This is a genomic window from Catellatospora sp. NPDC049111, from assembly GCF_040648615.1.
Lineage (GTDB): Bacteria > Actinomycetota > Actinomycetes > Mycobacteriales > Micromonosporaceae > Catellatospora > Catellatospora aurea.
Window position 1 is genome coordinate 1 of sequence record NZ_JBEZEB010000042.1, and the last position, 13,543, is coordinate 13,543.

Here is a 13,543-nt window from a genome sequence, read left to right on the forward strand (position 1 = left end):
GGGCAGCACACACCACCGGCTGAAGCAGCGGCCCAGTCATTCGACCCCTCCCCGCCCCTCCCCGCCCCGCCCCGCCCCGCCCCGCCCCGCCGCGTTGATCATGAACTTAAGGACGTGATGGACGGCGTGTCTCCACCCCCACGCCGTGATCACCAGGGCAGGTCCCGTCGATCACGGCTCTGGGGTAGCGACACACCGGCGAACACGTCCTCAAGTTCATGATCAACGCAGCGGGGCGGGAGGAGGGGTCAGGCGGGGGGGCCGAGGGAGAGGGCGAGGCGGAGGGTGGTGTCGCGGAGGGGGAGGAAGCGGCGGGCCTGGGACATGCGGTTGGTCAGGAGGGAGGCGGTGGCCAGGCGCTGGGTGGGGCGGCGGCGCTCACGGTCGTACGCCCGCAGCCCGGCCGCCACGTCCTCGCCGGACAGGCACCGGGCCAGCGCGACCCCGTCGATGATCGCCTGACACGCGCCCTGCCCCAGGTCGGGTGTCATGGCGTGGGCGGCGTCGCCGAGCAGCGCCACGTTGCCCGCCGTGTACGACGGCAGCGCCGGGGCCAGGTGGTGCAGGTCGTGCCGGATGACGTGCGAGGTGGCGTACCGGTCGAGCACGGCCGGGATGGGATCGTGCCAGTGCCCGAAGACGCGGCGCAGCTCGTCGGGGTCGTCGAGCGCGGGCCGGTAGCCCTCGGGGGCGGTCAGCACGGCGTACCAGTTGGTGCGACCCGGACCCTGCGGCGTGATCCCGAAGCGGGCGCCGACACCCCACGTCTCGCCGCCGAGCTCGATGTCCAGGTCGGCGGTGCCGCGCCAGACGGTCGCGCCCGTGTAGCGCAGGCCGTGCCGCTCGCCGAACAGCGCGGTGCGGATCCGGCTGCCGATGCCGTCGGCCGCCACCACCACGTCGTTGTCGCGGCGCAGCTCGGTGATGTCGCCGACGGCGTGGCCGAAGTGGACCACCCCGTCCGGCAGGGCCTGGCTGAGCACGCCGAGCAGAGCGGGCCGCGCCACCAGGTGGACCGGCTCGCCGTGGCGCTCGCGCACCTTGTCCATGTCGAGGGTGACGATGCGCGACCCGTCGGGCCGGCGGATCGCCCCGTTGCGCTGCGGAAGCCCGGCCGCCCGCACGTCAGCGCCAATGCCGATCTCGTCGAGCGCGCGCAGCGCCGAGGGCCAGATGCCCAGGCCGGTGCCGGTGGTCGGCAGGGTGTCGCTGCGCTCGTACACCTTGACCTGCCAGCCGGCGGCCCGCAGGCCGATGGCGGTCACCAGACCGCCGATGCCGCCACCCACGACGGCTGCTGTTCTCGTCATGCCCCGAACGTACTACAGCTGTAGTAACTCTGACTACAGCTGTAGTATGAATCTCATGTCCGACCGCCGGGAGCAGATCCTCGACGCAGCCATCGCCGTACTCGGCACGAAAGGGCTGCGCGCGCTCACCCATCGCGCGGTCGACGCCCAGGCCGGACTGCCGGAAGGCTCGACGTCGAACAGCTTCCGCACCCGGGAAGCCCTGGTCGGCGGCATCCTCGACCGGCTCGTCGAGATCGAGACAGCGGTGTGGTCACGCCTCGCCGGACAGCGGCCGCCCCGCTCACTGGAGCAGTTCGCCCGGCTCATAGGAGACATGGTCGGCGAGGTGACCGGCCCGGCCAAGGCGTTGACGCTGGCCCGGCACGCGATCTTCCACGAGGCGGCGTTCCATCCAGGGCTGCAGGAGAAGATCCGCGCGGCACGGAATCGGCTGGCGGCGTGGGGCGAGCCATGGCTCGCCCAGTTCGGCTCCACCGCCCCCGCCGCCGACTACCTGACCGTGCTCGCCCTGATCGACGGCCTGGTCGCGATCCAGCTCGCCTGCCCCGAACCCGACTTCGACCCGACCCCGTCCATCCTCACTACACTGCGCGGCATGACCGCCGCCTGACCCGCCGGTCGAACGGCCGCTCGCGGCGCCGACAGCGCGCAAAGGCCGGTCGTCAGTCGCGGCCGAGCCAGGTCGTCACGCAGACCTCGTTGCCCTCGGGATCGGCGAGCACCCGGAACGCGGGGGCTTCGTTGTCGTACACCACCCGCCCACCGGCGGCGACAGCCGCCGCGACACGCCGGTCGGCTTCGTCGTGCGGCACGGAGATGTCGAGGTGGATGCGGTTGCGCTGGACTCGCGGGGAGTCCATCTGCTGGAACCACACCGCCGGACCCTGGCCGTACGGGTCGACGACGGCAGCGCCCGGATCGTCGCCCACCTCGTCGTAACCGAGGACAGCCAGCCAGAACGGGCGCACCGCGGCGATGTCGAGGGCGTCCACCGCGATCTCCAGCAGCTGCACGGCGCGCTTCGGCCCGCCGACCGCGTCGGTGGCGTACCCGGCCTCGGTCAACGCGGCCGACACCCGTACCGCCAACGCGGTCTCCCCGCCGGTCACCCGCATCGCGCCGGGCACCTGCACCGTCACCAGCACCCGGTCACCCCGCAGGTCGAGCAGCAGCCGATCCTCGGCACCGGGGCCCGCGGCCGCGACGGCGAGCGCGGCCACCTCTGCCGCCTGCGCCAGCGACGGCACCGCCACGGCTGTACACAGTGAACCGAGCACGAACCGCCAGCCGTGACCGGTGACCGCCTCGGACGCCTGCTGCCGGGTGAGGACCGTTTCGCTCATGACCCGATGCTGCCAGGGCACGGGGCGCGGGTACAGCGTTCATGGGGTCGGCTCGGGTAGCCTTGCCCGCCATGAGCGCTGGGCACGGGCAACACGACGATCCACTCGACCGGCTCGCGGCCGAGGAGGACTGGAGCAAGCGCGCCAAGGCGATCGAGAACCAGGTCATCCGTCAGCGGCGCATGCCCTCGCTGCGGCCGGCGCGCACGCCCCGGCCCTGGCGCGCGCATGAACCACGGGGCGGGATCTCGCTCATCTTCGTCGCGCTCGTCGTCGTCATGCTGGTCAGCGCCGGCGCGATGTGGACCGGTGTCGGGCACCCGTCCCTGGTCGTGTTCTTCTTCGGGCTGTCGGGCTGGCTGGTCACACTCTGCCTGCACGAGTTCTCCCACGCGCTGACCGCCCACCGGGGTGGCGACCACACCGTCGCCGAGAAGGGCTACCTGCGGCTCGACCCGCGCAAGTACGGCCACCCGGTGCTCACCCTGCTGCTGCCGATGCTGTACCTGCTCATCGGTGGGCTGCCGCTGCCCGGCGGTGCCGTGATGATCGAAAGCCACAGGCTGCGCAACCGCTTCCGCGACGCCCTGGTATCGGCGGCCGGTCCCGCCGTGAACATCGTCGCCTCGGTCGGGCTGCTCACGGTGCTCGCGTTCGCGGGCCCGACGTTCCTCGACTGGGCGGACACCCACCTGGTGTTCTGGTCGGGGCTGGCCTTCCTCGCGTACCTGCAGGTCGCGACGGCGATCCTCAACCTGCTGCCGGTGCCGGGCCTGGACGGGTACGGGATGATCGAGCCCTACCTGTCCTCCAGTGCGCGCCACGCGGGGAGCAAGATCAAGCCCTTCGGCATCCTGATCGTCTTCGCTCTGCTGTACATCCCGCTGGCGCGAGACCTGTTCGGCGAGGCGACCATCTTCTTCTTCGACGTCTCCGGCGTGCCGGGCAGCCTGGCCGGCTACGGCGGCCACCTGTTCCAGTTCTGGAAGAGCTGGTGACCTGCGAGAACTGACCACTCACGAGAACCGGCGGGGTGACCGCGCCGTCACCGCGCCGAGCCCTCAGCGGCTACGCGTGCAGGAGCCAGGAGCCGTCCTGCGTCTCGCCCTGTACAGATGGCATGCACGACCGAAAGCTGGCACGGTCGTCAACTAAGATCAAATTCTCCAGCTCGGGCAGATCTCAGGAATGCCGACCATTCCTCATGCGTGAACATCACAACAGGACTCTCGGAACGAGCTCTGCGCACGAGCACCTCATCAGGTCCTATCCCGATCTCCACGCAGGCTGCGGTGTCACAGAATGAACCTATCCGCCACACGATTTGCTCACCGTCCGATGCCATACATCCTCCCATCGGTGATTGGCCACCAGCGTACAAGGACGCGCGGAGGAGTCCCGAATATTCTGGCAGGATTGGCACAGCAAAGGGCCCGCCCCGGTCGACCGGAGCGGGCCAGTACGGCAACAGTCAGTTGAAAACGAAGTCGCCCGCCTCTACCCCGGCAACGAAGGCGTCCCACTCCTCGCGCGTGAATTGCAGAACAGGCCCTTCGGGGTTTTTGGAATCCCGGAGGGCGATGTTCGAGTCGATCATTGCTACCTCGATGCACGCAGTGGTGTCGCACCTCTTGCTCTTGCGCCAACTGACGGCCGTCTTCGCGGTGGTCACTTGATGTACAGTTCCTTCCTTATTTGAAGTGGCTGTGCCGGCGGTCGTCTACTGCGCGAGCCTGGCGAGGAGAAGAGCCACCCTAGCCTTGACCAGGTGAATCGACTTCTCCTCGGAACAAGTCTGCGCCAAGGTTGTATCGAAGATGTCGCGGTGCCATGCCACGATCTCATCATCCTGCACAATCTCGTCAGTATTCACGATCTCCCGATACAGAATTACGTCATCCTCGGTGTCCAGACTGAGCAGCGTGAACCCACCGATCATCGTCGCCGACACTCCCGCTGTAAAAGGCACGACACGCAGAGTCACCTTGCCGTCAGAAACGCAACGGAGCAGATGCTGGAGCTGCTCCACCGTCACATCCGGACCGCCGACTTCGCGGTGCAGCACCGACTCGTCAAGAATCAGCAGGTACGGCGGTTGCCCAGCATTAAAGATGTGTTCGTGGCGGCGAAGACGCACCTCAAGCCGGACCGCCCGCTGTTCGTGCGTGATGCCGTTGCCACCACGCTGACGATTCCAGTACGCGAGCACCGCCTCCGCATGACGCCGGGTCTGCAGGAGACCTGGAACCAAGCCGGGTGAATAGACTCGAATCGCTGACGCTTGACCCTCGAACTCAAGCAACTTGATCATGGCTGGGGTCAGATTGGCACGATAACGCGCCTCGTCCCATGGACCGCGCCTTCGAGCTGCCTTTGCATCTGCGACGAAACGATCGACGACCGACAGGTCTGCGACAGCGAGCAGCTCCAACAACGCACGCAGGTCAGTGCCGGAGATGGTCACATCGCCGCTCTCGATCCGCTGCACCTTCGACAGCGACCAGTCGAGCGCAGCGGCAACGTCCCCCTGCGTCAGCTCGGCTGCCTCTCGACGGGCCCGGAGTGCGATACGGAGGCGGCGGCGGGCAACTGCGGGCGAATCACCCGAGACCATGGTGGCCCTCCCGACCGCTTCCCGTTTCTGATCGCTTCCGTTCGTGATCTAGCCGTATAGCAGATAGGGATGCCGCTATGTGGCGCAAAGCCCAGACGTTACACGGCGGCATCCCGATAGGACACCATCACCGAGAAGGTGATGTCATTTCGTGTCCGCGTGGTACTCCATCGCTCGCACCAGACCACGCCTGACCTGCTCGAACATCCGCTCGTCGGTCGTCGCGAACAGCAGCTGGTAGATCCCTCGATAGAGCCCGTAGAGCTCGAACGAGTGAGTCCTGGTCCCCCAGCACCCGCGGGCTCCGACCAGGATCGCCGCGGCGACGGTCGCCGCGACCGACATCGCCCCCGTCCCGAGCGCCGGCCAGACGGTCGCCACCGCGACCCCGGCGGTGCCCGTCGCGTACAGCCGCGTGGTGGCTCCGCCACCGCCGCCCCGCCCGGACGGAACGCAGACGATGTGCACCCCGTGCAGTCCGCCCAGAGCGAACCTGCGGGGCTCAGGCTCGAACACCTCGAAGTATCGGTGGTCGATGTGGGCGCAAGGGCCCCGGTAGTAGACGGGCATCCTCTCTCTCCCTCGAACAGCCCTTGCAGGGAGAGAGTTGCATTCGTAAAGTTGACATGAGTCAGTCCTCCTTCCCTGCGCGGGACGAGGCCAAGAACGGCGCTCGGTGCCAGCCGGGCGCTGTTCCTGTTCCAGGAGGCAGTTCTGCTTCCTTACTGCTCAGTATGAGATGGACGCACGTTGATCGCCATACCGCACTCTGCGGTACCGCAGATTTGAACGAACATTAAAGTGAATCACGTCCCATCACGACCGCCCCACCGCCGATGGCCTGACACACAACGGATTCGGCCATCGGCGATGCGTTCGGCGGCGGTCACATCTGCAGGCCCTCCTCGATGGTCTTGAGCTTGTGCCGCGCCATGGCGAGGTTGGCCCGAGACCGTGCGAGCACCAGGTACAGGAACAGCCCCTGCGTATTGCGGCTGGTCAGCGGCCTGATGACGTGATACTGCACGCCGAGCGTGATCAGGATGTCCTCGATGGTGTCCTTGAGCTTGAGCATCTCCAGGGTGCGCAACTTGGCCCGGACCACGTCGGTATTGCCGGCCGCGGCGATGGTCAGGTCCATCTCCTTGGAGCTGCCGAGCGCGCCGAGCGCCATGCCGCTGGTGTAGTCCACGAGCGCGACGCCCACCGCGCCCTCGATCTGCATCGCTTCCTGCAGCGAGCTTTCCATGTCAGCCATGGTGGATCCTCATTTTCGTTCGACGAAGGATGGTCGGTTGTTCAGCGGGTCTCGACGTGCTGGACGAGTTCCCCGATGCGTGCGGCCACGGGCCGTGCCTCGTGGTGCAGTCGGGCGACGTTGAGTTCGCGCCCGGCGATGACGGTGAGCAGCGCCGACGCGCCGGCGGCGAAGATCGCGACGTAACCGTTGCTGGCGGTGGTCACGGTCTCGCGGAACTCCCCCGAGCGCACCGTGGCGATGATCTGCTGCCCCAGGCCGAGCTGCGCGGCGGACATCGCCGCGAACACCTCCGGCTCGACACATTCGGCGTCGTGCGCGATGAGCAGCCCGTCGACGCTCGCGACGAGTACGCCGACCACGTGTGGCAGCCGCAGGCGCAGCTCGCGTATCTCGACGAACACCAGACTGTCTGGGGCCAAAGGGACGACTCCTCTCCTCCTACCGCGTAGGACCGATCTCAGAAGGTCTCGCATCACAGCGCACCCAGCCCCGCGATGAGTCGGGTGAGGATCTGCTCGGACACACGGGTGTCCGACATGCCGGCGAGTTCGGGGCGCGGGGCGGGCTCGTGGCGCAGGGCTCGCCGCGGCAGCGGGACGTGTGGAGCCTGCGCGGCAGGCGGATCGGGAGTGCGCTCGGGTTCGGGTTCGGGCCTCGCGTGTCGTGCCGACTGCACGATGGGCAGCGCGGTCGTGGCCACGTCGGCGGCGGCTTTCGCGCGCACCGTGGCGACGGACTCGGCCGCCGCGGAGCCGCCGGGGCGTCCAGGCTCGACCAGGCCGGTGCGCGCCATCCGGCGCACCTCGAGCATGACCGTGAACGTGTCGCGGCCGAGCAGCCGGGCCAGGTCGATGGGGCTGCGGCGGCGGTCGGCGTTGGCCACCACCTCCCACTGCAGCGCGGTGAGCGCCACACACTGGGAGCGCAGCCGTCGCTGGGGCAGCACGGCGGCGGTGTCGATGGCGGCGTCGGGCCAGGCGTCGGCGAGCAGCCGCTTGCGCCGGTCCACCTCCTGGCAGACCGAGCGCAGGTCGAGGGTTCGCAGGTGGCCGACGGGGTGCCGGGCGCGGTGTTCGAAGTGCGCCGACACCACGAGGTCGAACAGGAAGAACGCCGCGTCGTGCAGGGCGATCACACCGAGGGCTTCCAGCTCCGTCTGGGTGACCAGGCCGGCGTCGACGAGTTCGGGACCGATGCGGTGCTGGGCGCGGCCCGCGGTGACGGCGGCCCGCCAGGCGTCGGCGGGCAGCCGACCGGAGGCGGTGAGCAGCCGTTCCACTCCGGACGCGACGGGGGTCTCGGCGTAGGCGATCCGGCCGTCGACGACGTACACGACACCGCCGGGCGGGTCGAGGACACGCAGCGCGCCCGTCACCCCCGCCGCGCACCACGGTTCCAGGGACTCCCGCAGCAGCGGCGGGCGTGAGCTCTTCGACATGCGCCGGGTCAGTTCGCGCTGAACTGGGACGCGATCGCGCTGAGCTGCCGCTGCGCCATGACCAGGTTGCCGACCGCCCGGTCGAGCCAGACGTAGAGCACCAGGCGCGCTTCGACCTCCGTCGAGAGCAGCCGCATGACGTGGTATCCGTTGCCCGCTGTGATCACGATGTCCTCGACGTGAGCGGGCTGGCCGACCGTCGCGAACGCGGCGGTCTGCATGGTCGCGTGGATCATGCCGACCGCGTCGGCCGGGGTGTCGTCGCGACTGCCCGGCCCGCGCCCGGCCGCGCCGATGACCGAGCCGCTGGGGAAGTCGATGAGACTGGCGCCGTGGACGCCCTGGAGGGCCATCAGACGGTGAAGACATTCGTCGATGTCAAGCACACCCGCTCCCCAGAAGTTCATGACGCCACCCACGATTCACGTCGCCACCGAACACACGAAAACGCCACGGCGGTAACGATTAGCTCGGTGAAGACTACAACAGGTGACCGCGATAAAGGATGGTTCAGGTGAGAAACTATTCGTTCGCAACTTCTGCCCGAAAGGCCATTGAAGTCGTATATAGACAGTCCGACAGCAGGAATGCCGGGAGCCTCACCAACTCCCGACCGCTCGGCAGGTTACGCACGTTCCACCTCGACGAATCGCACAAGCTGTCCGTCACCACGGGGTTGCGTCGCGCAACGGACTGTCCTATGGCGACCAGCGCCGTGCTCCACGCAAACAGCGGGCGGGCCGTGTCCGGTGACACGGCCCGCCCGCCTGGTACGGCACTGCTCGCGATCAGTGAGACCGCTTGGACTTGCGGCCCAGCCACCAGACGGCGGTGACCACCGCCGCGCCGATGAGCCAGGGTCGCGGGTTGCGGCGGACGCTGTGCATCACGTCGCGGCCCATCTCCTCCCACTCCTGCGAGCTGGACGGCATCCGGTCGGCCAGGTCGTGCACGACCTCGCCGGCCCTGTCCTTGGCCAGCACCGCCGTCGCAGCGACCTGGTCCTTGACCTCACCGGCCTGCGCGGCGACGGTGCGGCCCGACTCGGCCAGCGTGTGCCCGACCTCACCGGCCTGCGCGGCGACCGCGCGGCCCGACTCGGCCAGGGTGTGCTTGAGCTGCTCCGCCGAAGCGGCGACTCCGTTGCTGTTCTTAGCCATTGAGCTGCCCTCCTCTGTCGCGCCGAGCACGCCTGAAGGGAACGGCGGCCCGTCGCGAACCGGATACCCGCTCGGCGCGCCGCTAACCTCCGTCCGGAGGGGACATAACGGCGCGCGGCAAGCGGGCGGCTGGGCCCGGACGACCGCCGGGCGGATGGTCCGTCCAGGTCAGCTGGGGCGTACGCCGCTGACGGCCCAGGCCCGTGCGGGCAGTGTGATGGATCCGTCGGCGGCGACGGGCAGCGCGTCGTGGAGCCGGTCGCGCAGCGCGTCCCGGTCGGCCGCGGACAGCGTGGCGACGTGACCGGGTGCGGGACCCTGCCCGCCGAGGAACGGCGTCCACAGGTCCGCGAAGTCGGTGAACACGGCGACCAACTCGACCGGGCGCACCGTCACGGCGGCCAGGCCCGCACGGGTCCACAGGTCCGACAGCGGCTCGGGTCGGCACAGCGGGAAGCGGCGGCCCTCGTCGAGCGGTGCGGCGGCCGGGTCGCCCGCGGTGGCCGCGTCCCAGAAATGCCGCAGCAGCGCCATTCCCTCGGCGTAGTCCCAGACGTAGGCGGCCACCACGCCGCCCGGCGCGGCGGCGCGCACGCACTCGCTCACGGCCTGCTCGGGCTCGGGCACGAAGTTGAGCATCAGGCCGCTGACCACGGCGTCGAAGGAGCCGTCGGGCACCGGCAGCGACCGGGCGTCGCCGCTGTAGAACGTCACCCGCGGATCGGTGACGCGGGTGCGCGCGTGGGCCAGGAAACCCTCCGCGGGATCGACCCCGGTCACCCGGGACGGCTCGGCCCGCGCGAGCACCGCGGCGGTCAGCGCGCCGGTGCCGCAGCCCACGTCCAGCCAGCTGCGCCCGGACGGCACCGCCAGCAGGCGCACGAACGCGTCCGCGATCCGCGCGCTCCACCGGCCCATGTAGACCTCGTACGCAACGCCTGCCGTCCAGAGATCCGCCACGCGATCGAGGATACGACCGCCGTCCGACTCAGCTGACTTCGCGGACCAGTGTGAAGGCCCCGTTCTTGATCTGCAGCAGGACGAAGGTGGGGTTCGGCTGGGTGCCGTTCGCGCTGAACTGCGCCGGCCCGGAGAGCAGTTCGATGTCGCCGGGTTTGGTGTCGGCGATCGCCTTGCGTACGGCCTCGCGGTCGGTCGTGCCCGCGCGCTGGATCGCGTTGGCCGCCAGGCGTACCGCGTCGTAGCCCTGCATGGTGAACGGCCCCGGCTCGTGGCCGTACGAGGCCCGGTACTTCGCCGCCCAGGCGTCGGCCTTGGGCTCGAACTGCGCCAGTGGCAGGGTGATGCCGTAGACGCCCTCGGCCTGCTTGTCGTCGAGCACGTCGAACAGGGTCGGGTCGGTGCCCGCGTCGGACAGCATGATCGTGTCGCGGTAGCCGCCGTCGCGCAGGTCGCGGATCATCCGGCCGGCCTCGGGGTAGTACCCGGTGAAGAACACGAGGTCGGCGTCGACCTCTTTGACCTTCTCCAGCACCCGGGGGTAGCTGGTCGCGCCCTGGCTGACCTTCATCTGCCCGGCCAGGGTCAGCGGTCCGCCGTCCTTCTCGACGCTGGCGACGGCCGCGGCGGCCATGGTCTGCGGGAAGCTGGTGCCGTCGTCGATCACCAGCAGCCGGCGGCGGCCGAGCTTCTCCATCGCGTCGACGGCGCGGTCCGCCTCCATCGTGGTGGTTCCGGCGAGCAGGAAGACGCTGTCATAGCCGGGAGCGAGCAGGTCGGTCGAGTTCGCCGCCGGGATGATCATCGGAATGCCGGCGGTCCGGAAGACCTTGAGCGTCGGCACCGCGGCCACACTGCACCCGCCGCCGACGGAGACGGTGATGTCCCGCCCGATCATCTCGTTCGCCTTCACCACGGCGGTGCCGGGGTCGCAGGCGTCGTCGCCCACAGCCAGCTCGATCTTCCGGCCGAGCACCCCGCCCGCGTCGTTGACGTCCTTGACCGCTATCTGGAACGCCTCCAGCAGGCGCTGCCCGGTGGGCGCGTTGTCGCCGGTCAGCGGGACGAGTGCGCCGAGTCGGATGACTTCGGGCGTTTTGTCCGCTTCCTCGGGCTGGCTGCAGGCGGCCACACCGCCCAGCAGCAGGGTGGCCAGCAGCGCCACCGCCGTACGCAGCCGCCGCGGCATTCGCGGTCCGTGGAGGATGTCCATATCGTGAATTATTATCAGAGTTCGCGGGATAAGCCGGAATTGCCGCGTTGAAGATCGCGTTGACTACCGGACAAGACCCGAACGGAGCGGTCGCCAGGTCGCTCGGAGGAGGACCCCCGAAAAATGCACTGGCCGTCTTGGAGGCGGGCCGTCGAACGGCTCGGCAGGCGAGGCAGGGCCGCCCGCCGGGCCGATCCGGTGCTGCGGCCTCGTCGCAGCCTCGGTATGACCGCCGCGCTCGCCGCGGTGCTCTGCGGGCTGGGCGCCTTCACGCTGTGGGGCACGCTGCAGGCCACCCGAGCCACCGAGGTGCAGAGCCAGGCGCTCGTGCTCGACGCCATCTTCAGCGAGGCCAGCGCCGCCGTGGCAGTGCAGGAGATGCAGGCCCGGCACTACCAGCTCGAACCGTCGGTGGCCAGCCGCGCCCGCTACCTGGAGTCGGCCGCGCAGGCCGACGCCACACTGCGCCGGGCGGTGGAGCTGAGCACGGGGCCCGCGCTGGAGGACGCGCTGCGACTGCAGGCCGAGCAGTCGGCGTACCGGCAGGCCGCGGATGAGTTGATCATCATGGTGACCGACCGCAACCCCGAGGCCGTCCAGCAGGACCGGCTGGAGGTCACTCCGGCGTACTACACACTCCAGCACGACATCACCGAAGTCGCCCGAGACCACCACACACAGGCCCAGAAGCTCGTCGCCGACTTGCGCAAGGTGCAGACCCGGATGTTCGCCGCGACGGTCGTCGGGTTCGCCGTCGGCCTGGGCCTGGTCGCCGCGATCTGGCGGGTCATGCTCGGCTACCAGCGCCGCGTGCTCCAACACGCCGAGGTCAGCCAGTACCAGGCCCTGCACGACCCGCTCACCGGGCTGGCCAACCGCCTGCTGTTCCAGCGCAGGTTGGAGGACGCCCTGGACCCGGCCCGGCCTGACGCCGAACAGCTCGCCGTGATGCTGATCGACATGAACGGGTTCAAAGCCGTCAACGACACCCTCGGCCACCAGGCCGGCGACGACGTGCTGGTGGAGACCGGCCACCGGCTGCGCAAGGTGGTCCGCGACGGGGACACCGTCGCCCGGCTCGGCGGCGACGAGTTCGCCGTGCTGCTGCCCAGCGTCACGTCCGCCGAGGGGGCCGTCGAGATCGCCGAGCGGGCCACCGGCGCGCTGCGCCGCAACTACCTGCTGCCCGCGGGCTCCGCGGCCGTCAGCGGCAGCGTGGGCATGGTGCTGGGCCGCCCCGGCACGTGCGCCGAGGACATGCTGCGCCACGCCGACGCCGCCATGTACCGGGCCAAGACCAGCGGCAAGGGCGTCGCCCTGTACGACCCGGAGGTCGACACGGACCAGCCCGGCCGGATGGCGCTGTTCGGCGACCTGCGCGCACTGCTCACCGACGGCGACCCCGACGGCCAACTGGTGCTGTACTACCAGCCCCAGGTGCGCCTCGCCGACGCCACCGTCAGCGCCACCGAGGCGCTGGTGCGCTGGCGGCACCCGCAGCTCGGGCTGCTGTCGCCGGGCGCGTTCCTCGGCGTCGCGGAGACCGGCGGTCTGGAGATCCCGCTCACCTACCACCTGCTGCGCATCGCGGTGAAGCAGGCCGCGCACTGGTGCGCGCAGGGCCGGCCGATGACCGTGTCCGTCAACGTGTCGCCGAACTGCCTGCTCGACGACGCCTTCGTCGGCGAGGTGCGGTCGGCTCTTGCCGAGCACGGGCTGCCCGCCACGCTGCTGCGTCTGGAGATCACCGAGAGCGGCATGACCACCGACCCCGGGCGGGCCCAGGACGCGCTGCGCCGGGTACGCCGGGACGGGGTGCAGGTCTCGATCGACGACTTCGGCACCGGCTTCAGCTCGCTGAGCCAGCTCAAGCTGCTCGCCGCGGACGAGCTGAAGATCGACCGGACCTTCATCCACGATCTGGCCACCGACCCCGGCGACGCCATCCTGGTGCGCAGCGCCATCGAGCTGGCGCACAACCTCGGCCTGTTCGTGACGGCCGAGGGTGTGGAGGATCTCACCGCGCTGGCGATCCTCGACGACCTGGGCTGCGACCAGGTGCAGGGTTTCGCGCTGGCCTACCCGGTGCCGGCCGACGAGCTGATGGCGGAGATCCGCAAGGCGCAGGACACCGCCCGGACCACGCTCAAACCGCCCACCCGCCGTGGTACCACCACGGTGCAGACGCAGACCGCGGCGGCCCTCAATCCGTGACCGCCGCGCCCGCCGCACCGGTACGGG

At 69.7% G+C, this 13,543-nt stretch carries 16 protein-coding genes; 3 read left to right on the top strand and 13 right to left on the bottom strand.

Going from position 1 to position 13,543, the window contains the following annotated elements; genetic code table 11:
- Nucleotides 1-248: 248 nt before the first annotated feature.
- Entirely contained in the window at nucleotides 249-1,310 is a 1,062-nt protein-coding gene (locus AB0B66_RS35350; RefSeq protein ID WP_360538279.1) for an FAD-dependent monooxygenase, read from the bottom strand.
- Between the two features lie 55 nt (nucleotides 1,311-1,365).
- Between AB0B66_RS35350 and AB0B66_RS35355 the strand changes: the two genes are divergently transcribed.
- Nucleotides 1,366-1,923, top strand: a complete 558-nt coding sequence (locus AB0B66_RS35355) for a TetR family transcriptional regulator (RefSeq protein ID WP_360538281.1) — start codon at nucleotides 1,366-1,368, stop codon at nucleotides 1,921-1,923.
- A 52-nt stretch (nucleotides 1,924-1,975) separates the two neighbouring features.
- Here the strand turns inward: AB0B66_RS35355 and AB0B66_RS35360 are convergent, their stop codons facing one another.
- Nucleotides 1,976-2,656 (bottom strand): VOC family protein, encoded by a 681-nt coding sequence (locus AB0B66_RS35360; RefSeq protein WP_360538283.1) that lies wholly within the window; start codon nucleotides 2,654-2,656, stop codon nucleotides 1,976-1,978.
- Nucleotides 2,657-2,727: 71 nt separating this feature from the next.
- Here AB0B66_RS35360 and AB0B66_RS35365 point away from each other — a divergent pair, with 71 nt between their 5' ends.
- Nucleotides 2,728-3,654, top strand: a complete 927-nt coding sequence (locus tag AB0B66_RS35365; protein ID WP_360538285.1) for a site-2 protease family protein — start codon at nucleotides 2,728-2,730, stop codon at nucleotides 3,652-3,654.
- Between the two features lie 149 nt (nucleotides 3,655-3,803).
- On the opposite strand, the gene AB0B66_RS35370 is transcribed toward AB0B66_RS35365, so the two are convergent.
- The 11 genes from AB0B66_RS35370 to AB0B66_RS35420 all read right to left on the bottom strand — a co-directional run bounded on the left by AB0B66_RS35370 (nucleotide 3,804) and on the right by AB0B66_RS35420 (nucleotide 11,302).
- Nucleotides 3,804-4,013 (bottom strand): DUF397 domain-containing protein, encoded by a 210-nt coding sequence (locus tag AB0B66_RS35370; RefSeq protein WP_360538287.1) that lies wholly within the window; start codon nucleotides 4,011-4,013, stop codon nucleotides 3,804-3,806.
- Between the two features lie 114 nt (nucleotides 4,014-4,127).
- Nucleotides 4,128-4,328 carry a DUF397 domain-containing protein gene (locus AB0B66_RS35375; RefSeq protein ID WP_360538289.1) on the bottom strand — a complete coding sequence of 67 codons (201 nt, stop codon included), beginning with the start codon at nucleotides 4,326-4,328 and terminating at the stop codon, nucleotides 4,128-4,130.
- 48 nt (nucleotides 4,329-4,376) lie between these two features.
- The gene (locus tag AB0B66_RS35380) at nucleotides 4,377-5,270 is read right to left on the bottom strand and encodes a helix-turn-helix transcriptional regulator (protein ID WP_360538291.1); all 894 of its coding nucleotides are present in this window, start codon (nucleotides 5,268-5,270) and stop codon (nucleotides 4,377-4,379) included.
- A 144-nt stretch (nucleotides 5,271-5,414) separates the two neighbouring features.
- Entirely contained in the window at nucleotides 5,415-5,840 is a 426-nt protein-coding gene (locus AB0B66_RS35385) for a DUF6232 family protein (RefSeq protein WP_360538293.1), read from the bottom strand.
- 316 nt (nucleotides 5,841-6,156) lie between these two features.
- On the bottom strand, nucleotides 6,157-6,528 hold the full coding sequence (locus AB0B66_RS35390) for a hypothetical protein (protein ID WP_203698751.1): 372 nt from the start codon (nucleotides 6,526-6,528) through the stop codon (nucleotides 6,157-6,159).
- Nucleotides 6,529-6,569: 41 nt separating this feature from the next.
- Nucleotides 6,570-6,950: a roadblock/LC7 domain-containing protein gene (locus AB0B66_RS35395; protein WP_360538295.1), complete on the bottom strand. Its 381-nt coding sequence runs from the start codon at nucleotides 6,948-6,950 to the stop codon at nucleotides 6,570-6,572.
- 53 nt (nucleotides 6,951-7,003) lie between these two features.
- Nucleotides 7,004-7,969: an ADAM 12 protein gene (locus tag AB0B66_RS35400; protein ID WP_360538297.1), complete on the bottom strand. Its 966-nt coding sequence runs from the start codon at nucleotides 7,967-7,969 to the stop codon at nucleotides 7,004-7,006.
- Between the two features lie 8 nt (nucleotides 7,970-7,977).
- Nucleotides 7,978-8,355, bottom strand: a complete 378-nt coding sequence (locus AB0B66_RS35405) for a hypothetical protein (RefSeq protein ID WP_360538299.1) — start codon at nucleotides 8,353-8,355, stop codon at nucleotides 7,978-7,980.
- 402 nt (nucleotides 8,356-8,757) lie between these two features.
- Nucleotides 8,758-9,129: a hypothetical protein gene (locus AB0B66_RS35410; protein WP_360538301.1), complete on the bottom strand. Its 372-nt coding sequence runs from the start codon at nucleotides 9,127-9,129 to the stop codon at nucleotides 8,758-8,760.
- 168 nt (nucleotides 9,130-9,297) lie between these two features.
- Nucleotides 9,298-10,089, bottom strand: a complete 792-nt coding sequence (locus AB0B66_RS35415; protein WP_360538303.1) for a class I SAM-dependent methyltransferase — start codon at nucleotides 10,087-10,089, stop codon at nucleotides 9,298-9,300.
- Between the two features lie 28 nt (nucleotides 10,090-10,117).
- The gene (locus AB0B66_RS35420; RefSeq protein WP_360538305.1) at nucleotides 10,118-11,302 is read right to left on the bottom strand and encodes a branched-chain amino acid ABC transporter substrate-binding protein; all 1,185 of its coding nucleotides are present in this window, start codon (nucleotides 11,300-11,302) and stop codon (nucleotides 10,118-10,120) included.
- Between the two features lie 225 nt (nucleotides 11,303-11,527).
- On the opposite strand from AB0B66_RS35420, the gene AB0B66_RS35425 reads away from it, so the two are divergent.
- Nucleotides 11,528-13,516, top strand: a complete 1,989-nt coding sequence (locus tag AB0B66_RS35425; RefSeq protein ID WP_360538307.1) for a bifunctional diguanylate cyclase/phosphodiesterase — start codon at nucleotides 11,528-11,530, stop codon at nucleotides 13,514-13,516.
- The last annotated feature ends 27 nt before the right edge of the window (nucleotides 13,517-13,543 follow it).

Excerpts from the sequence above, each read along its gene's own strand:
- AB0B66_RS35350 (WP_360538279.1), bottom strand. The coding sequence starts at position 1,310 with ATGACGAGAACAGCAGCCGTCGTGGGTGGCGGCATCGGCGGTCTGGTG.
- AB0B66_RS35355 (WP_360538281.1), top strand. The coding sequence starts at position 1,366 with ATGTCCGACCGCCGGGAGCAGATCCTCGACGCAGCCATCGCCGTACTC.
- AB0B66_RS35360 (WP_360538283.1), bottom strand. The coding sequence starts at position 2,656 with ATGAGCGAAACGGTCCTCACCCGGCAGCAGGCGTCCGAGGCGGTCACC.
- AB0B66_RS35365 (WP_360538285.1), top strand. The coding sequence starts at position 2,728 with ATGAGCGCTGGGCACGGGCAACACGACGATCCACTCGACCGGCTCGCG.
- AB0B66_RS35370 (WP_360538287.1), bottom strand. The coding sequence starts at position 4,013 with ATGGGAGGATGTATGGCATCGGACGGTGAGCAAATCGTGTGGCGGATA.
- AB0B66_RS35380 (WP_360538291.1), bottom strand. The coding sequence starts at position 5,270 with ATGGTCTCGGGTGATTCGCCCGCAGTTGCCCGCCGCCGCCTCCGTATC.
- AB0B66_RS35385 (WP_360538293.1), bottom strand. The coding sequence starts at position 5,840 with ATGCCCGTCTACTACCGGGGCCCTTGCGCCCACATCGACCACCGATAC.
- AB0B66_RS35390 (WP_203698751.1), bottom strand. The coding sequence starts at position 6,528 with ATGGCTGACATGGAAAGCTCGCTGCAGGAAGCGATGCAGATCGAGGGC.
- AB0B66_RS35400 (WP_360538297.1), bottom strand. The coding sequence starts at position 7,969 with ATGTCGAAGAGCTCACGCCCGCCGCTGCTGCGGGAGTCCCTGGAACCG.
- AB0B66_RS35410 (WP_360538301.1), bottom strand. The coding sequence starts at position 9,129 with ATGGCTAAGAACAGCAACGGAGTCGCCGCTTCGGCGGAGCAGCTCAAG.
- AB0B66_RS35420 (WP_360538305.1), bottom strand. The coding sequence starts at position 11,302 with ATGGACATCCTCCACGGACCGCGAATGCCGCGGCGGCTGCGTACGGCG.
- AB0B66_RS35425 (WP_360538307.1), top strand. The coding sequence starts at position 11,528 with ATGACCGCCGCGCTCGCCGCGGTGCTCTGCGGGCTGGGCGCCTTCACG.